The 24,229-nt window shown below is 65.1% G+C and carries 22 protein-coding genes, 1 tRNA gene and 2 pseudogenes; 24 read left to right on the top strand and 1 reads right to left on the bottom strand.

The window, feature by feature from the left end; all coding sequences use genetic code 11:
- The 18 genes and pseudogenes from QPR87_RS22490 to QPR87_RS22410 all read left to right on the top strand — a co-directional run.
- The coding region (locus QPR87_RS22490; RefSeq protein WP_285051433.1) for an EF-Tu C-terminal domain-related protein at positions 1 to 118 on the top strand (118 nt) is incomplete at its 5' end.
- Between the two features lie 181 nt (positions 119 to 299).
- On the top strand, positions 300 to 1,190 hold the full coding sequence (gene yghX / locus QPR87_RS22485) for a YghX family hydrolase (RefSeq protein WP_285051432.1): 891 nt from the start codon (positions 300 to 302) through the stop codon (positions 1,188 to 1,190).
- 51 nt (positions 1,191 to 1,241) lie between these two features.
- Positions 1,242 to 1,634, top strand: a complete 393-nt coding sequence (locus tag QPR87_RS22480) for a VOC family protein (RefSeq protein ID WP_230998602.1) — start codon at positions 1,242 to 1,244, stop codon at positions 1,632 to 1,634.
- On the top strand, positions 1,631 to 2,044 hold the full coding sequence (locus QPR87_RS22475) for a GFA family protein (RefSeq protein WP_230998603.1): 414 nt from the start codon (positions 1,631 to 1,633) through the stop codon (positions 2,042 to 2,044). The genes QPR87_RS22480 and QPR87_RS22475 overlap by 4 nt, the downstream gene beginning before the upstream one ends.
- 234 nt (positions 2,045 to 2,278) lie before the next feature.
- Entirely contained in the window at positions 2,279 to 2,932 is a 654-nt protein-coding gene (locus QPR87_RS22470; protein ID WP_285051431.1) for a CatB-related O-acetyltransferase, read from the top strand.
- Between the two features lie 39 nt (positions 2,933 to 2,971).
- Positions 2,972 to 3,886 (top strand): annotated as a pseudogene (locus QPR87_RS23795) (ABC transporter transmembrane domain-containing protein); the annotation flags it as partial.
- A gap of 228 nt (positions 3,887 to 4,114) precedes the next feature.
- Positions 4,115 to 4,831 (top strand): annotated as a pseudogene (locus QPR87_RS23790) (ABC transporter ATP-binding protein); the annotation flags it as partial.
- A 50-nt stretch (positions 4,832 to 4,881) separates the two neighbouring features.
- Positions 4,882 to 4,957 (top strand) — tRNA-Trp (locus tag QPR87_RS22460).
- A 47-nt stretch (positions 4,958 to 5,004) separates the two neighbouring features.
- The gene (locus QPR87_RS22455; RefSeq protein WP_285051429.1) at positions 5,005 to 5,880 is read left to right on the top strand and encodes a hypothetical protein; all 876 of its coding nucleotides are present in this window, start codon (positions 5,005 to 5,007) and stop codon (positions 5,878 to 5,880) included.
- 75 nt (positions 5,881 to 5,955) lie between these two features.
- A complete protein-coding gene (gene secE, locus QPR87_RS22450; protein WP_041530087.1) occupies positions 5,956 to 6,150 on the top strand; it encodes a preprotein translocase subunit SecE in 195 nt (64 codons plus the stop codon).
- 195 nt (positions 6,151 to 6,345) lie between these two features.
- Entirely contained in the window at positions 6,346 to 6,885 is a 540-nt protein-coding gene (nusG, locus tag QPR87_RS22445; RefSeq protein WP_104491305.1) for a transcription termination/antitermination protein NusG, read from the top strand.
- Positions 6,886 to 6,984: 99 nt separating this feature from the next.
- Positions 6,985 to 7,437 (top strand): 50S ribosomal protein L11, encoded by a 453-nt coding sequence (rplK, locus tag QPR87_RS22440; RefSeq protein ID WP_011747088.1) that lies wholly within the window; start codon positions 6,985 to 6,987, stop codon positions 7,435 to 7,437.
- 3 nt (positions 7,438 to 7,440) lie between these two features.
- On the top strand, positions 7,441 to 8,142 hold the full coding sequence (rplA, locus tag QPR87_RS22435; RefSeq protein WP_011747089.1) for a 50S ribosomal protein L1: 702 nt from the start codon (positions 7,441 to 7,443) through the stop codon (positions 8,140 to 8,142).
- A gap of 501 nt (positions 8,143 to 8,643) precedes the next feature.
- Positions 8,644 to 9,159, top strand: coding sequence for a 50S ribosomal protein L10 (gene rplJ, locus QPR87_RS22430; RefSeq protein WP_011747090.1), 516 nt, complete (start codon positions 8,644 to 8,646; stop codon positions 9,157 to 9,159).
- 67 nt (positions 9,160 to 9,226) lie between these two features.
- Entirely contained in the window at positions 9,227 to 9,601 is a 375-nt protein-coding gene (rplL, locus tag QPR87_RS22425; RefSeq protein ID WP_011747091.1) for a 50S ribosomal protein L7/L12, read from the top strand.
- 241 nt (positions 9,602 to 9,842) lie between these two features.
- A complete protein-coding gene (gene rpoB, locus QPR87_RS22420; protein ID WP_074810711.1) occupies positions 9,843 to 13,991 on the top strand; it encodes a DNA-directed RNA polymerase subunit beta in 4,149 nt (1,382 codons plus the stop codon).
- 79 nt (positions 13,992 to 14,070) lie between these two features.
- Entirely contained in the window at positions 14,071 to 18,279 is a 4,209-nt protein-coding gene (rpoC, locus tag QPR87_RS22415) for a DNA-directed RNA polymerase subunit beta' (protein ID WP_285051428.1), read from the top strand.
- A 231-nt stretch (positions 18,280 to 18,510) separates the two neighbouring features.
- Positions 18,511 to 18,786 carry a hypothetical protein gene (locus tag QPR87_RS22410; protein WP_011747095.1) on the top strand — a complete coding sequence of 92 codons (276 nt, stop codon included), beginning with the start codon at positions 18,511 to 18,513 and terminating at the stop codon, positions 18,784 to 18,786.
- A 104-nt stretch (positions 18,787 to 18,890) separates the two neighbouring features.
- On the opposite strand, the gene QPR87_RS22405 is transcribed toward QPR87_RS22410, so the two are convergent.
- Positions 18,891 to 19,061: a hypothetical protein gene (locus QPR87_RS22405; protein ID WP_157137425.1), complete on the bottom strand. Its 171-nt coding sequence runs from the start codon at positions 19,059 to 19,061 to the stop codon at positions 18,891 to 18,893.
- Here QPR87_RS22405 and QPR87_RS22400 point away from each other — a divergent pair.
- The 6 genes from QPR87_RS22400 to QPR87_RS22375 all read left to right on the top strand — a co-directional run.
- Positions 19,060 to 19,887, top strand: a complete 828-nt coding sequence (locus QPR87_RS22400; protein ID WP_230998606.1) for a DMT family transporter — start codon at positions 19,060 to 19,062, stop codon at positions 19,885 to 19,887. The genes QPR87_RS22405 and QPR87_RS22400 overlap by 2 nt on opposite strands.
- Positions 19,887 to 20,735, top strand: a complete 849-nt coding sequence (locus tag QPR87_RS22395; RefSeq protein ID WP_285051427.1) for a putative rhamnosyl transferase — start codon at positions 19,887 to 19,889, stop codon at positions 20,733 to 20,735. Before QPR87_RS22400 ends, QPR87_RS22395 begins: the two co-directional genes overlap by 1 nt.
- 284 nt (positions 20,736 to 21,019) lie before the next feature.
- A complete protein-coding gene (rpsL, locus tag QPR87_RS22390; protein WP_010399029.1) occupies positions 21,020 to 21,391 on the top strand; it encodes a 30S ribosomal protein S12 in 372 nt (123 codons plus the stop codon).
- A gap of 12 nt (positions 21,392 to 21,403) precedes the next feature.
- The gene (gene rpsG / locus QPR87_RS22385) at positions 21,404 to 21,874 is read left to right on the top strand and encodes a 30S ribosomal protein S7 (RefSeq protein WP_011747098.1); all 471 of its coding nucleotides are present in this window, start codon (positions 21,404 to 21,406) and stop codon (positions 21,872 to 21,874) included.
- Between the two features lie 18 nt (positions 21,875 to 21,892).
- Positions 21,893 to 24,016: an elongation factor G gene (gene fusA / locus QPR87_RS22380; RefSeq protein WP_285051426.1), complete on the top strand. Its 2,124-nt coding sequence runs from the start codon at positions 21,893 to 21,895 to the stop codon at positions 24,014 to 24,016.
- Between the two features lie 86 nt (positions 24,017 to 24,102).
- Positions 24,103 to 24,229, top strand: a 127-nt coding sequence (locus QPR87_RS22375; RefSeq protein WP_231555447.1) for a GTP-binding protein, incomplete at its 3' end; no start/stop codon positions are given.

Here is a 24,229-nt window from a genome sequence, read left to right as displayed (position 1 = left end):
CCTGAAGTTCGAGGTGGAGCTGATCGCTCCGATCGCGATGGAAGAGAAGCTGCGCTTCGCGATCCGCGAGGGCGGCCGCACGGTCGGCGCCGGCGTGGTGTCGAAGATCCTGAAGTGATCCGTCAGGGGCGGCGGCCCAAGGCCGCGGCCCCGCCGGGGACCATCGGGTGATCCCGCAAGGGATATCGCGATGACAGGGCCGCTCCAAAAGGAGCGGCCCTTGCCGTTGGCCCCTGACGGGTTTGTGAGGGATCGGACGCTCGGCCCGTGCTAGCCTTTGGCGACAGGAGGGCACGACCATGACCGAACGCAGGAAGGCTTCCGACTTTCACCCCCGCATCCTCGAGATCTTCGACGGCTATGTGCATGGCCGAATCGGCAAGCGCGACTTCATGGTGCAGGCTGCGCAATTCGCCACGGCGGGCATGACCGCCGCCGCGATCTTCGAGGCGCTCAAGCCGAACTACGCCCTGGCCCAGCAGGTGCCGCCAGACGACCCCGCCATCGCGACCGAGACCGCAAGCTATGACAGCCCCGAGGGCCATGGCCGCATCAGCGGGCTGATGGCGCGGCCGGCCGGGGCGCAGGGCAAGCTGCCCGCCGTGCTGGTGGTGCACGAAAATCGCGGGCTGAACCCCTATGTCCAGGATGTCGTGCGGCGCTTGGGCAAGGCGGGCTACCTGGCCTTCGGCCCGGACGGGCTGAGCCCGCTTGGCGGCTATCCCGGCAATGACGACGAGGGGCGCGAGATGCAGGCGAGCCTCGACCCGGCCAGGCTGATGGAGGATTTCTTCGCCGCCCATGAATTCCTGCGCGGCCATGCCGATTCGACCGGCAAGGTCGGTGCGGTCGGCTTTTGCTACGGCGGCGGGGTCTGCAACGCGCTGGCGGTGGCCTATCCCGAACTGGCCGCCTCGGTTCCCTTCTACGGCCGCCAGCCCCGGCCCGAGGAGGTGGCGCAGATCCAGGCGCCGCTGATGCTGCATTACGCCGAGAAGGACGAGCGCGTGAACGAGGGCTGGCCAGCCTATGAGGCGGCGCTGAAAGAGCAGGGCAAGGAATATCAGGCATTCTTCTATCCCGGCACCCAGCACGGTTTCCACAACGACACCACGCCGCGCCATGACGAAGCGGCGGCGGAACTCGCCTGGCAGCGAACGCTGGATTTCTTTGCCGAAAAGCTCTCCTGACGCGATCTGTCAGCAGGGCAGGGCGATCCTTGCCGGGAAAGGAGATTTCACATGATCGACCATATCGGATTTCCCGTCTCGGACCTGGCCCGCTCGCGCGCCTTCTACGACCGGGCAATGGCGCCCCTGGGCATCGAGTTGCTGATGGAGGTGACCGAGCAGATGACCGGCGGCCATGGCGCGCATCTGGGCTACGGCCGCGACGGCAAGCCGTTCTTCTGGATCGGCAGCGGCAGATCGGCCGGCGCGGGCACCCATGTCGCCTTTGCCGCGTCCGACCGGGCGACGGTGGATGCCTTTCATGCTGCCGCATTGGCCGCGGGCGGGCGCGACAACGGCGCGCCGGGGCTGCGGCCGGAATATCACCCGGGCTATTACGGCGCCTTCGTCCTCGACCCCGACGGCAACAATATCGAGGCCGTCCACCACGGAGAGCCGGCATGACCCGCTATCATGGTTCCTGCTTTTGCGGCGCCGTCCGCTTCGAGGCCGAGGGCGACCTGTCGCAGGGCACCATGCGCTGCAATTGCAGCTTCTGCCGCAAGATGCGCTATTGGGAGATGCGCCTGCCCGACCCCGAACGCTTTCGCGTCACCCATGGCGCCGAGATACTGGCCGAGACCCCGCGCCGGCAGCAGGACGGCGTCGACATGCACCACATGTTCTGCGTGCGCTGCGGCACGAGGCTGTGGACCGAGGGGCATCTGGAAGAGATGGGCGGTCGCTTCGTCCAGGTCTGCGTCAGCGCGCTGGACGACGTGCCCGAGGCCGAGCTGATCGCCGCCCCGGTGTTTTACGCCGACGGGGCGCATGACGCCTGGTGGAACCCGGCACCCGAGACCCGGCACCTGTAAGGGCAGGCGCGCGCAGAACGCTTTTTCCGTTTTCCAAATACCCCCGGGGGAGCCCCGCAGGGGCGGGGGCAGAGCCCCGGACACCGCGCCGCCCGAACCCCAGCCTCGGCCGGTGGCCGGCGCCGGTTGCCTCGACGGCGAAATCGGGCTATGGTGCCTGCCGCAACAGAGGAGAACGGTGTCATGGACAACTCGCAGATCTGACCTTCGACGGACGGATTTGAGAGGATTCCCATGACGGCTGACTTCCTTGATGCGGCCCTGCCCCATCCCATGCGCTTTCCCGACGGCACCCTGAACCGGGGGCTGGTGCATCTGAACCGGGTGATCGACCATCCGAACATCGAGATCGGCGATTTCACCTATGCCAGCAGCTTCGATCCGCCGGACGACTGGGCGGTGCGGCTGGCGCCCTATACCTATGCCGGCGCGCCCGAACAGCTGGTGATCGGGCGGTTCTGCCAGATCGCCGACCGGGTGCGGATCGTCACCGCTTCGGCCAATCATCCGATGGCCGGGATCTCGACCTATCCCTTCGCGATCTTCGATCACGCGCGGGTGGGCGATTACATCGACCAGATCAGCGGGTTGCCGGATACGGTGATCGGCCACGACGTCTGGATCGGCGACGGTGCCACCATCCTGCCCGGCGCGCGGATCGGCAGCGGCGTCATCATCGGCGCCGGCGCGGTGGTGGGCGGGGTGGTGCCGGATTACGCCGTGGTCGCGGGCAACCCGGCCCGTGTCATGCGGATGCGCTTTGACGATGCGACCATCGCGCGACTGCTGGCGTTGCAATGGTGGCACTGGCCGCCGGCGCGGATCGCCCGCGCCACCGCCGCACTGGCCCGGGCCGATGTCGCGGCGCTTGAGGAACTGGCCGCCTGAGGCGGTCCGACGGAACGAACCGGGCAAAGGCCCGGACTGATGCGAATGAGGTCTATCATGTTCAGCTGGTTCGAGCGCCGGCTTGATCCCTATCCCGCCGATCCGCCGCGGATGCCGCCGCAGGGGCTGTGGCGGTTCATCCTGCATTTTTCGCGCGGGGCCGAGGGCTACATGCTGTCCATGGCCGCCTGCTCGGCCATGATCGCCGTGGCCGAGGTGGTGCTGTTCGGCTATCTGGGCGAGCTGGTGAACCGGCTGGCCGGCGCGGATCGCCAGAATTTCTGGGCACAGGAGGGCAACCGGCTGATCCTGATGGGCGCGATCCTGGTGATCGGGCTGCCGCTGTTGCAGGTGCTGTTCTCGCTGCTCATGCACCAGACGCTGATGGGCAATTTCCCGCAGCGCATCCGCTGGCAGGCGCATCGCTACCTGCTGCGCCAGTCGATGAGCTATTTCCAGGACGAGTTTGCCGGCCGGATCGCCACCAAGCTGATGCAGACCGCGCTGGCGGTGCGCGAAGTGGCGATGAAGTTCATGGACGTGCTGGTCTATGTCGGGGTCTATTTCATCGGCGCGCTGGTGCTGGCGGCCTCGACCGACGGCTGGCTGGCGATTCCCTTTGCCGGCTGGGGCATCCTCTACGGGGTCCTGCTGTGGTGGCTGATCCCGCGCATCGGCCGCATCAGCGAGGCGCAGGCCGATGCCCGCGCGCAGATGACCGGGCGGGTGGTGGACAGCTATACCAACATCTCGACGGTCAAGCTGTTCTCGCATTCCTCGCGCGAAGAAGCCTATGTCCGCGAAAGCATGGACGGGTTCCTGCAGACCGTGCACGGGCAGATGCGGCTGGCCTCGATCCAGAACATCATGTTGTCCACGCTGAACTCGCTGCTGACCTTTTCCGTGACGGTGCTGGGCCTTTGGCTCTGGGTCGGCGGCAAGATCGAGGTCGGCGCCGTCGCCGTGGCGATCCCGCTGGCCTTGCGCCTGGGCAACATGTCGCATTGGATCATGTGGGAATTCGCCGGGCTTTTCGAGAATATCGGCACGGTGCGCGACGGCATCGGCTCGCTGTCCTTGCCGCGCATGGTGACGGATGCGCGCGGCGCCCGCCCGCTGGCGGTGCCCGAGGGCCGGGTCGAGTTCGACCGCGTGACCTTCCGCTATGGCGAGGCGGCGCGGCCCGGCCGGGGCGCGGTGCTGGACGACCTGGGCCTGACCATCACGCCGGGTGAGCGGATCGGGCTGGTCGGGCGCTCGGGCGCGGGAAAATCGACGCTGGTGAACCTGATGCTGCGCTTCCACGACCTGGAATCGGGCCGCATCCTGATCGACGGGCAGGACATATCGCAGGTCACGCAGGAATCCCTGCGCGCCGCCATCGGGGTGGTGACGCAGGACACCTCGCTTCTGCACCGCTCGATCCGCGACAATATCGCCTATGGCCGTCCCGATGCGTCCGAGGCCGAGATCCTGCGCGCCGCCGAACTGGCAGAGGCGGACTTCATCGCCACCCTGACCGATTCGCAGGGTCGGCATGGGCTCGACGCCCATGTCGGCGAGCGCGGGGTCAAGCTTTCGGGCGGGCAGCGCCAGCGCATCGCCATCGCGCGCGTGCTTCTGAAGGACGCGCCGATCCTGGTCTTGGACGAGGCGACGAGTGCGCTGGACAGCGAGGTCGAGGCGGCGATCCAGTCGCAGCTCGACATGCTGATGCAGGGCAAGACGGTGATCGCCATCGCGCACCGGCTGTCCACCATCGCGCGCATGGACCGGCTGGTGGTGATGGAGCAGGGCCGCATCGTCGAGCAGGGCACGCATGAGGCGCTGTTGGCGCGCGGCGGCATCTATGCGGGTCTTTGGGCACGGCAGTCGGGCGGGTTTCTTGAGGCCGAGTGATCTTCCCTCTTGAACCGCGCCCTCACCTGCCGTAATCAGACGCGCGGCTTAGGGGTTTAGCTCAGTTGGTAGAGCATCGGTCTCCAAAACCGAGGGTCGTGGGTTCGAGTCCCCCAACCCCTGCCAGCCGCCTTCCGTGTCATGCGCGTGCCCCGATCCTCCGCTGAGATCCCATGGCCCTGAGCATACATCTGGGGGCGCACAAGACCGCCTCGACCCATCTGCAACATTCCCTGCGCCAGGTGCGCGACGGTCTGCGCGAGGCCGGGCTGGCCCTTGTCGATCCCAACCTGCTGCGTGGCGATCCGCTGTCCCTGTCGCTGATCCTGGCGCAAGGCATGGGCGGTCCCGACGAGGCGGGCGCCCGGCAGGTGCTGCGGGACCTGCGCCAGGGCTGTCCCGACCTGCTGATCTCGGAAGAGAACATTCTGGGCCTGACCCATCGCAGCAGGCTGTTTTCCCGCAAGGGCGAGCTTTATCCGCGCGCGGCGGCACGGCTGCGGCATGTCATCGCGCTGGCGGGGGACGAGCCGGCGGTGCTGTATCTGTCGCTGCGCGACCCCGCGTCCTTCATTGTCTCGGCCTTTGCCTTGCAGGTTGCGGGCGGCAAGGAGATCGACCTCGATTCCTATCTGTGCGGCCGTGATCCGGCGCGCTCCGTCTGGCTGGATCTGGTCGGGCGGCTGGCGGCGGTCGAGGAGGTGTCGCGCATCGTCCTGTGGCGCTATGAGGATTATCCGGCGCTGCGCCCGCAGCTTCTGGAGCGGCTGTTGCCGCCCGGCCTTGCGGGCCTGGTGCCCGATCCGCCGCCCGCGAATGTCGGGCTGACGCAGGCCGGCTACGAATGGCTGCTGCGCCGTGCTGCGACCGAGCCCGAGGCCGACATCCGCCTGCTGGCCCGCCGCGCCCGCGCCCGCTTTCAGCCCGCCGGCGGCCATGCGCCGCTGCGCCTGCTGGACGATGCGACCCATGCCCGTTCGGCCGAGAACTATGCGCGCGACATCGAGATCCTGCGCGCCATCCCGGGGGTCGAGCTTCTGGAGCCCTGACCCCCTGCCAGATCGGTGCTTGAAATGCCGGCCGGCGCAGGCTATCTGACCCGCTGCAAGACCGAAGGAAAATCCATGGCCAACCCCGTCCAGTTCATCAGCCAGGTCCGTGCCGAGCTTGGCAAGATCACCTGGCCCACCCGCCGCGAGGTGGTGACGACCACGATCATGGTCTTCATCATGGCGACGCTGGCCTCGATCTTCTTCTTCCTCGTCGACCTGCTGATCAAGACCGGCCTTTCGGCCGTGATCCATCTGATCGGCAGCTGAGGGCTTGCATTGAGGGGCGGGGGGCGTTATGTCCGCCCGACCTGCCCGTGATACGGCGTGCATCGATCCGGTCGTGCGCGCCGATTTCAATTTGGCCGGCTCCTGCGGCGATAGCGCTGGAACCGGCTGGGGCGGACAAGGTATTCAATGGGTTGGCCCTGGTCGACCCGGAAGGAAACAGGGGTCGATCGAGACATGGCAAAGCGTTGGTATTCGGTCAGCGTCCTGTCGAACTTTGAAAAGAAGGTCGCCGAGGCGATTCGTCAGGCGGTGGTCGAAAAGGGTCTCGAGGACCAGATCGACGAGGTGCTGGTCCCGACCGAGGAAGTGATCGAGATCCGCCGCGGCAAGAAGGTCACCTCCGAGCGCCGCTTCATGCCCGGCTATGTGCTGGTGCGCATGGAGCTGTCGGACAAGACCTACCACCTGGTGAACTCGATCAACCGCGTCACCGGCTTCCTGGGCGCCCAGGGCAAGCCGATGCCGATGCGCGACGACGAGGTGAACGCGATCCTGCATCGCACCGGCGAGGGCGGGGCCGAAGTCGCGCCGCGCAACCTGATCCGGTTCGACGTGGGCGAAAAGGTGAACGTGACCGACGGACCCTTCGAGGGCTTCTCGGGCATGGTCGAGGAAGTGGACGAGGCCGCGAACCGCATCAAGGTCACGGTGTCCATCTTCGGCCGCCCGACCCCGGTCGAGCTGGAATTCACGCAGGTCGCCAAGACCGCGTGATCGTTGCGGGAGGTGCCGGTCCTTCGGGGCCCGAGCCGCACCGCTAAGTCGGCCCCATGCCCAATCTCGGGCGGGGCGTGATGATAAGGAGAGGGCCAGATGGCCAAGAAAGTTGTCGGCAGCCTCAAGCTGCAAATCAAGGCGGGTCAGGCGAACCCGTCCCCGCCCGTCGGCCCGGCCCTGGGTCAGCGCGGCATCAACATCATGGAATTCTGCAAGGCGTTCAACGCCAAGACGCAGGAGATGGAGCAGGGTGCCCCCGTTCCGGTCGTGATCACCTATTACGCCGACAAGTCCTTCACCTTCGAGACCAAGACGCCCCCGGCCTCGTTCCTGCTGAAGAAGGCCGCCGGCCTGAAGCCGCAGGGCAAGCGCAACCGCGCCAAGGGCTCGGAAAAGCCCGGTCGTCAGACCGCCGGCACCGTGACCGCCAAGCAGGTTCGCGAGATCGCCGAAGCCAAGATGAAGGACCTGTCCGCGAACGACGTCGAAGCCGCGATGCAGATCATCCTGGGCTCGGCGCGTTCGATCGGCATCGAGGTGAAAGGCTAAGCCATGGCTAAACTGTCGAAAAAACAAGTCTCCGCCCGTGCTGCCTTTGCCGGCAAGTCGAACCTCGCGGTCGAGGAAGCCGTCAAGCTGGTCAAGGAAAACGCCAGCGCGAAATTCGATGAGACCGTCGAGATCGCGATGAACCTGGGCGTCGATCCGCGCCATGCCGACCAGATGGTCCGCGGCGTCGTGACCCTGCCCAACGGCACCGGTAAGGATGTGCGCGTCGCCGTCTTCGCCCGCGGCCCCAAGGCTGACGAAGCCAAGGCGGCCGGCGCCGAGATCGTCGGTGCGGAAGACCTGATGGAGACGATCCAGTCGGGCAAGATCGAGTTCGATCGCTGCATCGCCACCCCGGACATGATGCCGCTGGTCGGCCGTCTGGGCAAGATCCTGGGCCCGCGCAACCTGATGCCGAACCCCAAGGTCGGCACGGTGACGATGGACGTGAAGGCTGCCGTCGAAGCCGCCAAGGGCGGCGAGGTCCAGTTCAAGGCCGAGAAGGCGGGCGTGGTCCATGCCGGCGTCGGCAAGGCCTCGTTCGAGATCGAGAAGCTGGCCGAGAACATCCGCGCCTTCGTGGATGCGGTGAACCGTGCGAAGCCCTCGGGCGCCAAGGGCACCTATGTGAAGAAGGTCTCGATCAGCTCGACCATGGGTCCGGGCGTGTCGCTGGACCTGGGCTCGACCGCCGCGGCGCAGTAATCGCTGCATCGCCCTGAAATCGGGAAGCCTCCGGCGCGGTCCGGGGGCTTTTTCATTTTGCGCCGGATATTCGGCTGCATTTCCTGTCGTGCCTTGCCTTGCCTTGCCTTGCCTTGCCTTGCCAGTCGGCCGCGCCGATGCTGCAGGCGATGCGGCAAATGCAGGCATCAAGGGCCTGATCGCGGTCGAGTGATCGGGTGCGGGCGAGTTTTCCCGCCTTGGCTCTTGGCAAGGGGCGCAAGGTGGTCTAACGACATTCCGTTCGCGAGTGTGTGATTCGTCATACGCTCGTGATCTTCTGTCCGAGACGGAGGGCAGGCCGCAAGGTCGCTAAGTCCTTCCTGAGATGGGGAATCAGACGAGAATTCAGATCAACGGCGCTAGCGCGATCCATTGGTTGGAAACATCTGGACCTTTCAAGCGGACTGAACGCGCCACCGGGCCCCGGGCCCGAGGGCAAAAGTAGAGCCGGGGGGAAACCCCCACACTTGGAGTGAAACCGTGGATAGAGCGCAAAAAGAACAGGTGGTCGAAGAACTCGGCCAGATCTTTGATGCCTCTGGCGTCGTGGTGGTTGCCCGCTACGAGGGAATGACGGTTGCCGAAATGCAGGACCTGCGCGCGCAGATGCGCGACGCCGGCGGGTCCGTGCGCGTTGCCAAGAACAGGCTCGCCAAGATCGCCCTGGATGGAAAGCCTTGCGCCAGCATCGCCGACTATCTGACGGGCATGACCGTGCTCGCCTTCTCCGATGACCCGGTGGCTGCCGCCAAGGTCGCGGACAAATACGCCAAGGGGAACGACAAGTTCGTGATCCTGGGCGGTGCGATGGGCGACACGGCGCTTGACCCGGCCGGTGTGAAAGCCGTGGCCCAGATGCCGTCGCGCGAGGAGCTTATCGCTTCGATCGTGGCTTGCATCGGTGCCCCCGCTTCCAACATCGCGGGCGCGATCGGCGCACCTGCTTCCAACATCGCTGGCATTCTCGCGACTCTGGAAGAGCGCGAGGCTGCCTGAGGCAATCCCCATTCCGTCGTGGGGTTGAAACCCCGACGTTGGAACACTTAATGGAAAGAACGGAAAAATGGCTGATCTGAAGAAACTCGCCGAAGAAATCGTGGGCCTGACCCTGCTGGAAGCCCAGGAACTGAAGAACATCCTGAAAGACGAATACGGCATCGAGCCCGCCGCCGGCGGCGCCGTGATGGTTGCCGGCCCGGCCGCTGGCCCGGCTGAAGCCGCCGAAGAGAAAACCGAATTCGACGTCGTCCTGGTCGACGCCGGCGCCAACAAGATCAACGTGATCAAGGAAGTGCGCGGCATCACCGGCCTGGGCCTGAAAGAAGCCAAGGATCTGGTCGAAGCCGGCGGCAAGGTGAAAGAGGGTGCCTCGAAAGCCGACGCCGAAGAAATGAAGAAGAAGCTCGAAGCGGCTGGCGCCAAGGTCGAGCTGAAGTAATTGGCCGCTTCGGCCGATTGATTTCGGAAGAAATGGGCAGGGTCCGGGGTTTTCCCGGTCCCTGCCGAACCTGTCTTGAAGGGCGGTTTCGCTGGCAGACCTTCCTTCAGGGCATGTTCGGGGTTCGGGAGCCTCGCGGTGGGACGCGCGGCACGAATGGAACCCCGCCCCTCATTCGCCGCCTTGCGTCGCCCGGGCCCCGACGGTCTGCGCAAGCGAAAGACGAAAGGTAAGACCCTCTATGGCGCAAGCTTATGTCGGCCAGAAACGCATCCGGCGTTACTATGGCAATATCCGCGAAGTTCTGGAGATGCCGAACCTGATCGAGGTTCAGAAATCCTCCTATGACCTGTTCCTGCGCTCTGGCGACGCCGAGGGTCACCAAGACGGCGAGGGCATCCAGGGTGTCTTCCAGTCGGTGTTCCCGATCAAGGACTTCAACGAGACCGCCACGCTCGAATTCGTGAAATACGAGTTGGAAAAGCCGAAATACGACGTGGAGGAGTGCCAGAGCCGCGACATGACCTATGCCGCGCCGCTGAAGGTGACGCTGCGTCTGATCGTGTTCGATGTCGATGAGACCACCGGCGCCAAATCGGTCAAGGACATCAAGGAACAGGACGTCTACATGGGCGACATGCCCCTGATGACGCAGAACGGCACCTTCATCGTGAACGGGACCGAGCGCGTCGTGGTGTCGCAGATGCACCGCTCGCCCGGCGTGTTCTTCGACCATGACCGCGGCAAGACCCATTCCTCGGGCAAGCTGCTGTTCGCCTGCCGTATCATTCCCTATCGCGGCTCGTGGCTCGACTTCGAATTCGACGCCAAGGACCTGGTCTTCGCGCGCATCGACCGCCGCCGGAAACTGCCGGTGACGACGCTGCTCTATGCGCTCGGCATGGACCAGGAGGGCATCATGGATGCCTTCTACAACACCGTGGACTACAAGCTGCAGCGCGCCGGCAAGGGGCAGGCCGCGGGCTGGGTCACGAAGTTCTTCCCCGAGCGCGTGCGCGGCACCCGCCCGAGCTTCGACCTGGTGAACGCCGAGACCGGCGAGATCATCACCAAGGCCGGCGACAAGGTGACGCCGCGCCTGGTCAAGCAGCTTGCCGAAAAGGGCGACATCAACCTGCTGCTGCCCTTCGAGAAGATCGTCGGCCGCTTTGTCGCGAAAGACATCATCAACGAGCAGACCGGCCTGATCTATGCCGAGGCCGGCGACGAGATCACCGTCGAATACGACCGCGACGGCGAGATTTCGGGCGGGCTGCTGAAGGTGCTGCTGGACAACGGCATCGAGGATATCCCGGTCCTCGACATCGACCACGTCAATGTCGGCCCCTATATCCGCAACACCATGGCGGCGGACAAGAACATGAGCCGCGACGGCGCGCTCATGGACATCTATCGCGTCATGCGTCCGGGCGAGCCGCCGACCGTCGAGGCCGCCTCGGCCCTGTTCGACAGCCTGTTCTTCGACAGCGAGCGCTACGATCTTTCGGCCGTGGGCCGCGTCAAGATGAACATGCGCCTTGACCTGGATGCGCCGGATACCCAGCGCACCCTGCGCAAGGAGGACATCATCGCCTGTATCCGCGGCCTCGTGGAACTGCGCGACGGCAAGGGCGAGATCGACGACATCGACCACCTGGGCAACCGCCGGGTGCGCTCGGTCGGCGAACTGATGGAGAACCAGTATCGCATCGGCCTGCTGCGCATGGAGCGGGCGATCCGCGAGCGCATGTCGGGCGTCGAGATCGACACGGTGATGCCGCAGGACCTGATCAACGCCAAGCCGGCCGCGGCCGCGGTGCGCGAGTTCTTCGGCTCGTCGCAGCTGTCGCAGTTCATGGACCAGACCAACCCGCTGTCGGAAGTCACGCACAAGCGTCGCCTTTCGGCGCTTGGCCCGGGCGGCCTGACCCGCGAGCGCGCCGGCTTCGAGGTGCGCGACGTTCACCCGACCCATTACGGCCGGATGTGCCCCATCGAGACGCCGGAAGGCCAGAACATCGGCCTGATCAACTCGCTGGCCACCTTTGCCCGCGTGAACAAATACGGCTTCATCGAGACCCCCTACCGCAAGGTGGTCGAGGGCAAGGTCACCGACGAGGTGGTCTACATGTCCGCGACCGAGGAGATGCGCCACACCATCGCCCAGGCCAACGCGACGCTGGACGAAAGCGGCAAGTTCGTGGACGAGCTGGTCTCGACCCGCCAGGCCGGCGACTTCATGCTGAACCCGGTCGAGGCCGTGGACCTGATCGACGTGTCGCCGAAGCAGCTGGTTTCGGTCGCCGCGGCGCTGATCCCCTTCCTTGAGAACGACGACGCCAACCGGGCGCTGATGGGCTCGAACATGCAACGTCAGGCGGTTCCGCTGCTGCGTGCCGAGGCGCCGTTCGTCGGCACCGGCATGGAAGCGACCGTGGCGCGCGATTCCGGCGCCGCCATCATGGCGCGCCGGGGCGGCATCATCGACCAGGTCGATGCGCAGCGTATCGTTATCCGCGCGACCGAGGATCTGGGCGCCGGCGATGCGGGCGTGGACATCTATCGCCTGCGCAAGTTCAAGCGCTCCAACCAGTCCTCGACCATCAACCAGCGCCCGCTGGTCAAGGTGGGCGACAAGGTGGTCAAGGGCCAGGTCGTCGCCGACGGTCCCTCGACCGATCAGGGCGAGCTGGCGATCGGCCGCAACGTGGTCGTGGCCTTCATGCCCTGGAACGGCTACAACTACGAGGACTCGATCCTGATCTCGGAACGGATCCACCGCGACGACGTGTTCACCTCGATCCATATCGATGAATACGAGGTTGCGGCCCGCGACACCAAGCTGGGCCCGGAAGAGATCACCCGCGACATCCCGAACGTCGGCGAGGAGGCGCTGCGCAACCTCGACGAGGCCGGCATCGTCTATATCGGTGCGGAAGTGGGCCCGGGCGACATCCTGGTCGGCAAGATCACCCCGAAAGGCGAAAGCCCGATGACGCCGGAGGAGAAACTGCTCCGCGCCATCTTCGGTGAAAAGGCGTCGGACGTGCGCGACACCTCGCTGCGCTTGCCGCCGGGGGCCTACGGCACCATCGTCGAGGTCCGGGTGTTCAACCGTCACGGCGTCGACAAGGACGAGCGCGCGCTGCAGATCGAGCGCGAGGAAGTCGAGCGCCTGGCCCGCGACCGCGACGACGAGCTGGCGATCCTGGAGCGCAACATCTATGCGCGCCTGAAATCGCTGATCATGGGCAAGGAAGTCGTCAAGGGGCCGAAGGGCATCCGCGCCGGAGCCGTCGTGGACGAAGACCTGCTGGGTCAGTTGTCGCGCGGCCAGTGGTGGCAGCTTGCCGTCGCCGACGAGGATACCGCGAAAGAGGTCGAGGCGCTGAACCAGCAATTCGACGCCCAGAAACGCGCCTTGGACAACCGTTTCGACGACAAGGTCGAGAAGGTGCGCCAGGGCGACGACCTGCCTCCGGGCGTGATGAAGATGGTCAAGGTCTTCGTCGCCGTGAAGCGCAAGCTGCAAGCGGGCGACAAGATGGCCGGTCGTCACGGCAACAAGGGCGTGGTGTCCAAGGTCGTCCCGATCGAGGACATGCCGTTCCTTTCGGACGGCACCCCGGTCGACCTGGTGTTCAACCCGCTGGGCGTGCCCTCGCGGATGAACGTCGGGCAGATCCTCGAGACCCATATGGGCTGGGCCTCGCGCGGGCTGGGTATCAAGATCGACGAGGCGCTGCAGGACTATCGCCGCAACGGCGACATGACCCCGGTGCGCGAGGCGATGCAGAACGGCTATGGCGACGATTTCTATGCCGAGACCTTCGAGGGCATGGAAGACGAGACCTTGCTGGAGCATGCCGATGCCGTGCGCGGCGGCGTGCCGATTTCCACGCCGGTCTTCGACGGTGCGAAAGAGGCCGATATCAACGACGCGCTGCGCCGTGCGGGCTTCGACACCTCGGGCCAGTCCATCGTCTTCGACGGCCGCACCGGCGAGCAGTTCGCCCGTCCTGTCACCGTCGGGATGAAATACGTCCTGAAGCTGCACCACCTTGTCGACGACAAGATGCACGCCCGCTCGACCGGCCCCTACAGCCTCGTGACCCAGCAGCCGCTGGGCGGCAAGGCGCAGTTCGGCGGTCAGCGTCTGGGTGAGATGGAGGTCTGGGCGCTGGAAGCCTATGGCGCCGCCTATACCCTGCAAGAGATGCTGACGGTCAAGTCGGACGACGTGGCCGGCCGGACCAAGGTCTATGAGAGCATCGTCAAGGGCGAGGACAATTTCGAGGCCGGCGTGCCGGAATCGTTCAACGTCCTGGTCAAGGAGGTCCGGGGTCTGGGCCTCAACATGGAACTCCTGGATGCGGAGGACGAGGAGTGACGGATCACTCCGGGGGTGCGCCGAGGCGCACCCCGCGGATCCGTTGCAACGTCCCCGCGCCCCTCATTAGGATTTGAAAATGAACCAGGAACTTGCCACCAATCCCCTGAACCCGCTGGCTGCGCCGCGGCAGTTCGACGAAATCAAGATCTCGCTGGCCTCGCCCGAGGAAATCCTCGCCTGGTCCTATGGCGAGGTGAAGAAGCCTGAAACCATCAACTACCGCACGTTCAAGCCCGAGCGTGACGGCCTGTTCTGCGCGCGCATCTTTGGCCCGATCAAGGATTACGAATGCCTTTGCGGCAAATACAAGCGCATGAAGTATCGCGGCCTGGTCTGCGAGAAATGCGGCGTCGAGGTGACGCTGCAAAAGGTCCGGCGCGAGCGCATGGGCCATATCGAACTGGCCGCCCCGGTCGCGCATATCTGGTTCCTGAAGTCGCTGCCGAGCCGCATCGGCCTGATGCTGGACATGACGCTGCGCGATCTTGAGCGCATCCTCTATTTCGAAAACTACGTCGTCATCGAGCCGGGCTTGACGGACCTTTCCTATGGCCAACTGCTGACCGAGGAGGAGTTCCTCGACGCGCAGGACCAGTATGGCGCCGACGCCTTCACCGCCAATATCGGCGCCGAGGCGATCCGCGAGATGCTGGCCAATATCGACCTGGCCGCCACCGCCGAGCAGCTGCGCGAGGAGCTGAAGGAGGCGACCGGCGAATTGAAGCCGAAAAAGATCATCAAGCGGCTGAAGATCGTCGAAAGCTTCCTGGAATCGGGCAACCGTCCCGAATGGATGGTGCTGACCGTGATCCCGGTCATCCCGCCGGAACTGCGTCCGCTGGTGCCGCTGGACGGCGGCCGCTTCGCGACCTCGGACCTGAACGACCTCTATCGCCGGGTCATCAACCGCAACAACCGCCTCAAGCGCCTGATTGAGCTGCGCGCGCCCGACATCATCGTGCGCAACGAAAAGCGGATGCTGCAGGAATCGGTCGATGCGCTGTTCGACAACGGCCGCCGCGGCCGCGTGATCACGGGCAACAACAAGCGCCCGCTGAAATCGCTGTCCGACATGCTGAAGGGCAAGCAGGGCCGCTTCCGCCAGAACCTGCTGGGCAAGCGGGTGGACTTCTCGGGCCGCTCGGTCATCGTGACCGGGCCGGAGCTGAAGCTGCACCAGTGCGGCCTGCCCAAGAAGATGGCGCTGGAGCTGTTCAAGCCGTTCATCTATTCGCGGCTTGAGGCGAAGGGTCTGTCCTCGACCGTCAAGCAGGCCAAGAAGCTGGTCGAGAAGGAACGTCCCGAGGTCTGGGACATCCTGGACGAGGTGATCCGCGAGCATCCGGTGCTGCTGAACCGTGCGCCGACGCTGCACCGGCTGGGCATCCAGGCCTTCGAGCCCATCCTGATCGAAGGCAAGGCGATCCAGCTGCACCCGCTGGTCTGCTCGGCCTTCAACGCCGACTTCGACGGCGACCAGATGGCCGTGCACGTCCCGCTGTCGCTTGAGGCGCAGTTGGAAGCGCGCGTGCTGATGATGTCCACCAACAACGTGCTGTCGCCCGCCAACGGCGCGCCGATCATCGTGCCGTCGCAGGACATGGTCCTTGGTCTCTACTACACGACCATGGAGCGCGAGGGCATGAAGGGCGAGGGCATGGCCTTCACCAGCCTTGAGGAAGTGGAACACGCGCTGGCCTCCGGCGCGGTGCATCTGCATGCCCGCATCACCGCCCGCCTGCCGCAGATCGACGAGAACGGCAACGAGGTCATCACCCGTTTCGAAACCACGCCCGGCCGCCTGCGCCTGGGCGCGCTGCTGCCCAAGAACGCGAAGGCGCCTTTCGAGCTGGTGAACCGCCTGCTGCGCAAGAAGGACATCCAGAACGTCATCGACACCGTCTACCGCTACTGCGGCCAGAAGGAATCGGTGATCTTCTGCGACCAGATCATGGGCCTCGGCTTCCGCGAGGCGTTCCGCGCCGGCATCTCCTTCGGCAAGGACGACATGGTCGTGCCGCCGACGAAATGGGATCTGGTCGAGGAAACCCAGGACCAGGTCAAGCAGTTCGAGCAGCAATACCTGGACGGCCTGATCACCCAGGGCGAGAAATACAACAAGGTCGTCGATGCCTGGTCGAAATGTAACGACCGCGTCACCGACGCCATGATGAAGACCATCTCGGCCACCAAGAAGGACGAGAAGGGCGCCGAACTGGAGCCGAACTCGGTCTACATGATGGCCCATTCGGGCGCGCGGGGCTCGGTCAGCCAGATGAAGCAGCTGGGCGGCATGCGGGGCCTGATGGCCAAGCCGAACGGCGAGATCATCGAGACGCCGATCATCTCGAACTTCAAGGAAGGCCTGACCGTTCTTGAATACTTCAACTCGACCCACGGCGCGCGCAAGGGTCTGTCGGATACCGCTCTGAAGACGGCGAACTCGGGTTACCTGACCCGCCGTCTGGTGGACGTGGCTCAGGACTGCATCATCCGCGAGCATGATTGCGGCACCGACCGTGCGATCACCGCCTCGGCGGCGGTCAACGACGGCGAGGTGGTCAGCCCGCTTTCCGAGCGCGTGCTGGGCCGCGTCGCCGCCGAGGACGTGCTGGTCCCGGGCGAGGACGTGGTGATCGTGCGCAAGAACGAGCTGATCGACGAGCGCAAGGCCGACGAGATCGAGGCGGCGGGCGTGCAGAACGTGCGCATCCGCTCGGCCCTGACCTGCGAATCCGACGATGGGGTCTGCGCGCTTTGCTATGGCCGCGACCTGGCCCGCGGCACGCTGGTCAATATCGGCGAGGCGGTCGGCATCATCGCCGCCCAGTCCATCGGCGAGCCGGGCACCCAGCTGACGATGCGGACCTTCCACATCGGCGGCATCGCCCAGGGTGGCCAGCAGTCCTTCATCGCCGCGGCGCAGGAGGGCACGGTGGCTTTCGAGAACGAAAGCACGCTGGAAAACGCCAATGGCGAGCTGATCGTGATGAGCCGCAACATGCAGCTGCACATCAAGTCGGCCACCGGCGACACGCTGGCCAGCCACAAGCTGTTCTACGGCTCGAAACTGTTCGTGCGCGAGGGCGATGCCGTCGCCCGCGGGCAGAAGATGTTCGAATGGGATCCCTACACCCTGCCGATCATCGCCGAGAAGGCCGGTGTGGCGAAATATGTCGATCTGATCTCGGGGATCTCGGTCCGCGACGAGACCGACGACGCGACCGGCATGACGCAGAAGATCGTGACGGACTGGCGCTCGGCCCCGAAAGGCAACGAGCTGAAGCCCGAGATCATCATCGTCGATCAGGATGGCGAGCCGGTGCGCAACGAGCAGGGCAACCCGGTCACCTATCCGATGTCGGTCGAGGCGATCCTGTCGGTCGAGGACGGGCAGGAAATCAAGGCCGGCGACGTGGTGGCGCGTATCCCGCGCGAAGGCGCCAAGACCAAGGACATCACCGGGGGTCTGCCCCGCGTGGCGGAACTGTTCGAGGCCCGTCGTCCCAAGGATCACGCCATCATCGCCGAGATCGACGGCTATGTGCGCTTTGGCAAGGACTACAAGAACAAGCGCCGCATCGCCATCGAGCCCGCCGACGACACGCTGGAGCCGGTCGAATACATGGTGCCGAAAGGCAAGCACATCCCGGTGCAGGAAGGCGACTTCGTGCAGAAGGGCGACTACATCATGGACGGCAACCCGGCGCCGCATGACATCCTGCGCATCATGGGTATCGAGGCTTTGGCCGATTACCTGATCGACGAGGTGCAGGACGTCTACCGGCTGCAAGGCGTGAAGATCAACGACAAGCACATCGAGGTGATCGTGCGGCAGATGCTGCAGAAGATCGAGATCCTCGACAGCGGCGACACCACGCTGCTGAAGGGCGAGCATGTCGACCGCGACGAGTTCGAGGAAGAGAACGCCAAGATCGAAGCCAAGGGCGGCCGTCCGGCCACGGGCGAGCCGGTGTTGCTGGGCATCACCAAGGCGTCGCTGCAAACCCGCAGCTTCATCTCGGCCGCCTCGTTCCAGGAGACGACCCGCGTGCTGACCGAGGCCGCCGTCCAGGGCAAGCGCGACAAGCTTGTCGGGCTCAAGGAGAACGTCATCGTCGGCCGGCTGATCCCGGCCGGCACCGGCGGGGCCACCGCTCGCGTGCGCCGCATCGCGACCGACCGCGACCAGGAGGTGATCGAGGCGCGCCGCGCCGAGGCGGAAGCTGCCGCCGCGCTGATCGCGCCGGAAGACACTCCGGCCGAGGTCGGCGGCGAGGACTGATCGTCCCCGGAAAGAACAGGAAAGGCCCGGCATCGCTGCCGGGCCTTTTTTTATCGAGGCAGGGCGTGCCTGCCTCAATCCAAAGCTGCATCGCACAGTTGTAATATGCTGAAAGGTTGCGTAATGCGCCTTGCCGGCACCGGGCGGTCAAGCGAGGCAGGGAGTCTTGCCGCCGTTTGACTTTTTCCGCCGGCGGCCTGTCTGTGTAACGATTATCCAGGAGAAATATTCATGCAGCTTTGCGGGCATTGCGGTTCCGAGGTGAAAGAGAATTTTTCGGTATGCTCGGGTTGCGGCGCTAACCTCAGGCGCAGCCTGTGGCCCGTCGTTATCGGCGGGGTCGTGGTGGTTTTTGGCGTGGCGATGCTGCTGGACGCATTGCTCGCGCTCACATCCGACTTCTCATGGGCCATGAGAAATGGCGGTATCGGCTGCGTCGTGCTCGCGATCGGCTATCTGATATTCCGGTCAGGTTGGAAAAAGCGCTGGTACAGGCGCAACGCTTGACCGTGGCTGCGGGAGGGCCGGTCCCTCCGGCGGGCCTGGCCGCGCGTGGTTCCGTGACGAAAAGGCCGCGGACCCTCCGACCAGTCAGCGCGGCGTCTGACAGGCTATGGCCTTTCCATCGCGCCTTTCCTAAGCATTGAAAAACAGCCGGGAATCGCCATGCGCACGCCGTTTCTTTCATTCAGCCGGAAGGGACGGCCACCCGCCGAGCCGCAGGTCTTTTCAGCCAGCGCGGCCGACAACTTGCGCGGCTCGGCCCTGATGATGCTCAGCATGGCGGCCTTCATCTGCAACGATGCGCTGATGAAGGCGGTGACCCAGACCCTGCCGCTTTACGAATCCATCGCCATTCGCGGCGCGCTGGTGCTGCTGGTCATGCTGCTGGTCGCGCAGGCGCAGGGCGGGGTCCGCCTGCGGGTGCCGCGCGGCGATGTCTGGCCTCTGGCGCTGCGCACGGTGGCCGATGTCGTCTCGACCGTGCTTTACCTGCTGGCGCTGCGGCGCATGGCGCTGGCCGACATCTCGGCGATCATGCAGGCCCTGCCGCTTGCGGTGACGCTGGCGGCGGCGCTGTTCTTTCGCGAAAGGCTGGGCTGGCGCCGGCTGCTGGCCATCGGCATCGGCTTTCTCGGGGTGCTGCTGATCCTGCGGCCGGGAACCGGCGCCTTCGACATGTGGTCTGCCATTGCGCTGGCGGCGATGCTGCTGATCGTGCTGCGCGACCTGGCGACGCGGACCTTCTCGGCCGGGGTCGGCTCGTCCGCCATCGCCTTTTACGCGGCGCTGGCGGTGATGCTGACGGGCTTCGTGCTGGGCACGGGGGAAAGCTGGCGCGTTCCGACCGTGGCAGAGCTTTCGCTGCTGGCGCTGGCGGCGCTGTTTCTGACCGTCGGCTATATCACCGCCGTCGCCACCATGCGGGTGGGCGAGATCGCCGTCGTTGCGCCCTTCCGCTATACGTCGCTGGTCTGGGCCGTGGTGCTGGGGCTGGCGATCTTTGGCGAATGGCCGGACCTGTGGACCTGGGCGGGATCGGCGCTGGTCGTGGGGGCGGGGATCTATACCATCCTGCGCGAGCGGCAATTGCAACGGAGGGGCTGATGCGGGTGCAGATGCTGGGCCTGTGCCGGTTTTCCTATCTTGGCGGGCGCGGCTTTCAGGTGATGCACGAGACGCTGGCCGAGCGCCGGGCCTTTCTCTACGACCCCGAGCGGCTGGCGCGCCGCTGGTTCTGGTTCGAGAACGTCACCCTGCCGGGGCTGCTGGCCCAGACCGACCCGGATTTCACCCTGGTCCTGATGACCGGCCCGGACCTGCCCGAGCCCTGGCTGTCGCGGCTGCGCGAACTGGCCGGGATCATGCCCCAGGCGCGGCTGGAACTGGTCCCGCCGATGGAGAAGCATCTCGACGCCTGCATGGCCGCGATCGCCCCGCATATCGAGCCCGATGCCGATGTCGTCGGCCATTTCCGCCAGGATGACGACGATGCCGTGGCCATCGACTATATCCGCGACGCGCGCACCGATTTCGCGGCGATGCGCCCGCTGTGGGAAAGGCGGCGGTGCCTCTCTTGCGATTATTCCCGCGGGCTGGTGCTGAAGGTGACGCGGGACGGCGTCTCGGTCGAGCAGCGGGTGATCCATAACGCATCGGCCGGGCTGACCATCTATCTGCCGCCCGATGCGCAGTGCAGCGCCGTGCATTTCCAGCATTGGAAGATCGGCCTGTCCATGCCCGGAGTGACGCTGGCCGGCAAGGCGATGTTCGTGCGCTCCCTGAACCACGACAACGACTCGGGCGCGATCGGTGCCGGCTATCCGTGCCCGGACGACCCGGCCGGCAGGGGTCGGATTCTGGCCGAAAGGTTCCGTATCGACCTAGATACGCTGGACCGCGCCGCGCGCGATTTCGGCTTGCCCGGCGCCGACCGGCCGCGATGGGGCGTATGAAGGGCCGGGGCCCGGATTTCCGGTGCCGGTCATGCCCCGGGGGGTTGTTGACTCACCCCCGGTTTGCCCATATACGCCCTTCACCCGTCAGGAATCTGATCGGGGCCCAGAACCTCTGTGGTCATGATCCGGGCCGGAATGCCCCGATCCTCTGGTAATTCGACCCGTCCTCACCCTCTTGGGGAGAGGATGGGTTGTGGCGTTTCACGATGGGCGTGATTCGCCGTCGAGAAGTGGCGCAGCCGATGGCTGCGAGTATTGACGAAAGCAAGACGGGGAACCGAATGCCGACGATCCAACAGCTGATCCGCAAACCGCGGCAGCCCAAGGTGCAGCGCTCGAAGTCGCAGCACCTCCAATCCTGCCCGCAGAAGCGGGGCGTATGCACGCGCGTCTATACCACGACGCCGAAGAAGCCGAACTCGGCCATGCGTAAGGTGGCCAAGGTCCGCCTGACCAATGGCTTCGAGGTGATCTCCTATATTCCGGGCGAAAAGCACAACCTGCAAGAGCACTCGGTCGTGCTGATCCGCGGCGGCCGGGTGAAAGACCTTCCGGGTGTCCGCTACCACATCCTGCGCGGTGTTCTGGATACCCAGGGCGTCAAGGATCGTCGTCAGCGTCGTTCGAAATACGGCGCGAAGCGTCCGAAGTAAGGAGATAGGCACATGTCCCGTCGTCACGCCGCTGAGAAGCGCGAAGTCCTGCCCGACGCCAAGTATGGCGATCGCGTGCTGACCAAATTCATGAACAACCTGATGATCGACGGCAAGAAATCGGTTGCCGAACGCATCGTCTACAACGCCCTCGACCGCGTCCAGGGCAAGCTGAAGCGCGAGCCGATCGAGGTCTTCCACGAGGCGCTCGACAACGTGAAGCCCTCGGTCGAAGTGCGCTCGCGCCGCGTCGGCGGTGCCACCTACCAGGTTCCGGTCGAGGTCCGTCCGTCGCGCCGCGAAGCCCTGGCGATCCGCTGGCTGATCGACGCTTCGAAAAAGCGCAACGAGCACACCATGGAAGAGCGCCTCGCGGGCGAGCTGGCCGATGCCGTGAACGGCCGCGGCACCGCCGTCAAGAAGCGTGAGGACACGCACAAGATGGCCGACGCCAACAAGGCGTTCAGCCACTACCGCTGGTAACCGGAAGGAAGGCCCTTTATGGCACGCGAATATCCGCTGGAGCGCTACCGGAACTTCGGGATCATGGCCCACATCGATGCGGGCAAGACCACGACGACCGAGCGGATCCTGTTCTATACCGGCAAGAACCACAAGATGGGCGAGACGCACGAAGGTGCGTCCACCATGGACTGGATGGAGCAGGAAGCCGAGCGCGGCATCACCATCACCTCGGCGGCGACCACCACCTTCTGGCAGCGCCACGAGGATGCGGACTTCACCCCCGATGATAGCGAGCGTTGCCGCTTCAACATCATCGACACCCCCGGCCACGTCGACTTCACCATCGAGGTCGAGCGTTCGCTGGCGGTTCTGGACGGCGCGATCTGCCTTCTGGACGGCAATGCCGGCGTCGAGCCGCAGACCGAGACGGTGTGGCGCCAGGCCGACCGCTACAAGGTTCCGCGGATCGTCTTCGTCAACAAGATGGACAAGATCGGCGCCGATTTCTTCAAATGCGTCGCCATGATCAAGGACCGCACCGGCGGCACGCCTTGCCCGATCGCACTGCCGATCGGCGCCGAGGACAAGCTGGAAGGCATCGTCGACCTGATCAAGATGGAAGAATGGGTCTGGAAGGGCGAGGATCTGGGCGCTTCCTGGGTCCGCCAGCCGATCCGCAACGAGCTGCAGGACGTCGCCGAGGAATGGCGCGGCAAGATGATCGAACTCGCCGTCGAACAGGACGACGAGGCGATGGAAGCCTACCTGGACGGCAACGAGCCCGATGAGGCGACGCTGCGCAAGCTGATCCGCAAGGGCACGCTGTCGCTGTCGTTCTTCCCGGTCATGGCCGGCTCGGCCTTCAAGAACAAGGGTGTGCAGCCGCTGCTGAACGCGGTGGTGGACTTCCTGCCGGCGCCGACCGACGTCCCCGCCTATCTGGGCTTTGCGCCGGGCGACGAGACCGAGACCCGCAACATCGAGCGTTCGGCCTCGGACGACCAGCCCTTCTCGGCGCTGGCGTTCAAGATCATGAACGACCCCTTCGTCGGTTCGCTGACCTTCACGCGCATCTATTCCGGTCAGCTCAAGAAGGGCGACCAGATGCTGAACGCGACCAAGGGCAAGCGCGAGCGCGTCGGCCGGATGATGGTGATGCACGCCATCAACCGCGAGGAGATCGAGGAAGCCTTTGCCGGCGACATCATCGCGCTGGCCGGTCTGAAGGAAACCACCACGGGCGACACGCTCTGCGATCCGGCCAAGCCGGTGGTCCTGGAAACCATGACCTTCCCCGAGCCGGTGATCGAGATCGCCGTCGAGCCGAAGTCGAAGGCCGACCAGGAAAAGATGGGTCTTGCCCTGCAGCGCCTGGCCGCCGAAGACCCGTCCTTCCGCGTCGAGACCGACATGGAATCGGGCCAGACCATCATGAAGGGCATGGGCGAGCTTCACCTCGACATCCTCGTGGACCGCATGAAGCGCGAGTTCAAGGTCGAGGCGAACATCGGTGCCCCGCAGGTGGCCTATCGCGAAACCATCTCGCAGCCGGCCGAGATCGACTACACGCACAAGAAACAGACCGGCGGTACCGGCCAGTTCGCGCGCGTGAAGCTGCAGATCGAGCCGACCGAGCCGGGCGAGGGCTACTCGTTCGAGTCCAAGATCGTCGGCGGTGCCGTGCCCAAGGAATACATCCCGGGCGTGGAAAAAGGCATCAAGTCGGTGATGGATTCGGGCCCGCTGGCCGGCTTCCCGGTGATCGACTTCAAGGTGGCGCTGATCGACGGTGCCTTCCATGACGTCGACTCCTCGGTCCTGGCCTTCGAGATCGCCGCACGCGCCGGTATGCGCGAGGGGCTGAAGAAGGCGGGCGCCAAGCTGCTCGAGCCGATCATGCGCGTCGAGGTGGTCACGCCGGAGGAATATACCGGCTCGATCATCGGCGACCTGACCAGCCGTCGCGGCATGGTCCGCGGCCAGGACACGCGCGGCAACGCGAACGTCATCGACGCCTTCGTGCCGCTGGCCAACATGTTCGGCTATATCAACAACCTGCGTTCGATGTCCTCGGGCCGCGCGGTGTTCACGATGCAGTTCGACCATTACGAGGCCGTGCCGCAGAACATCTCGGACGAGATCCAGAAGAAATACGCGTAATCCCGGCGGTGCGTGGGCAACCGCGCACCCTACCAACCCCGTAGGGTGCGTGATTGCACGCACCGTCAACATAAGGAGCCATGCCCATGGCAAAGGCAAAGTTTGAACGGACGAAACCGCACGTCAACATTGGGACGATTGGTCACGTTGACCACGGCAAGACGACGTTGACGGCCGCGATCACCAAGTATTTTGGTGAATTCAAGGCCTACG

The sequence above is a fragment of the Paracoccus sp. SSJ genome (assembly GCF_030234105.1).
GTDB lineage: Bacteria > Pseudomonadota > Alphaproteobacteria > Rhodobacterales > Rhodobacteraceae > Paracoccus > Paracoccus denitrificans.
This window is presented reverse-complemented; position numbering and strand designations above follow the sequence as displayed.

Bases quoted from the DNA above. Each gene is read 5' to 3' on its own strand.
- rpoC (WP_285051428.1), top strand. From the start codon at position 14,071: ATGAACCAGGAACTTGCCACCAATCCCCTGAACCCGCTGGCTGCGCCG.
- rplK (WP_011747088.1), top strand. From the start codon at position 6,985: ATGGCCAAGAAAGTTGTCGGCAGCCTCAAGCTGCAAATCAAGGCGGGT.
- nusG (WP_104491305.1), top strand. From the start codon at position 6,346: ATGGCAAAGCGTTGGTATTCGGTCAGCGTCCTGTCGAACTTTGAAAAG.
- rpoB (WP_074810711.1), top strand. From the start codon at position 9,843: ATGGCGCAAGCTTATGTCGGCCAGAAACGCATCCGGCGTTACTATGGC.
- rpsL (WP_010399029.1), top strand. From the start codon at position 21,020: ATGCCGACGATCCAACAGCTGATCCGCAAACCGCGGCAGCCCAAGGTG.
- fusA (WP_285051426.1), top strand. From the start codon at position 21,893: ATGGCACGCGAATATCCGCTGGAGCGCTACCGGAACTTCGGGATCATG.
- yghX (WP_285051432.1), top strand. From the start codon at position 300: ATGACCGAACGCAGGAAGGCTTCCGACTTTCACCCCCGCATCCTCGAG.
- QPR87_RS22405 (WP_157137425.1), bottom strand. From the start codon at position 19,061: ATGCTGAGCATCATCAGGGCCGAGCCGCGCAAGTTGTCGGCCGCGCTG.
- rplA (WP_011747089.1), top strand. From the start codon at position 7,441: ATGGCTAAACTGTCGAAAAAACAAGTCTCCGCCCGTGCTGCCTTTGCC.
- secE (WP_041530087.1), top strand. From the start codon at position 5,956: ATGGCCAACCCCGTCCAGTTCATCAGCCAGGTCCGTGCCGAGCTTGGC.
- QPR87_RS22400 (WP_230998606.1), top strand. From the start codon at position 19,060: ATGGCGGCCTTCATCTGCAACGATGCGCTGATGAAGGCGGTGACCCAG.
- QPR87_RS22470 (WP_285051431.1), top strand. From the start codon at position 2,279: ATGACGGCTGACTTCCTTGATGCGGCCCTGCCCCATCCCATGCGCTTT.
- rplL (WP_011747091.1), top strand. From the start codon at position 9,227: ATGGCTGATCTGAAGAAACTCGCCGAAGAAATCGTGGGCCTGACCCTG.
- QPR87_RS22480 (WP_230998602.1), top strand. From the start codon at position 1,242: ATGATCGACCATATCGGATTTCCCGTCTCGGACCTGGCCCGCTCGCGC.
- QPR87_RS22395 (WP_285051427.1), top strand. From the start codon at position 19,887: ATGCGGGTGCAGATGCTGGGCCTGTGCCGGTTTTCCTATCTTGGCGGG.
- rpsG (WP_011747098.1), top strand. From the start codon at position 21,404: ATGTCCCGTCGTCACGCCGCTGAGAAGCGCGAAGTCCTGCCCGACGCC.
- QPR87_RS22475 (WP_230998603.1), top strand. From the start codon at position 1,631: ATGACCCGCTATCATGGTTCCTGCTTTTGCGGCGCCGTCCGCTTCGAG.
- QPR87_RS22455 (WP_285051429.1), top strand. From the start codon at position 5,005: ATGGCCCTGAGCATACATCTGGGGGCGCACAAGACCGCCTCGACCCAT.
- QPR87_RS22410 (WP_011747095.1), top strand. From the start codon at position 18,511: ATGCAGCTTTGCGGGCATTGCGGTTCCGAGGTGAAAGAGAATTTTTCG.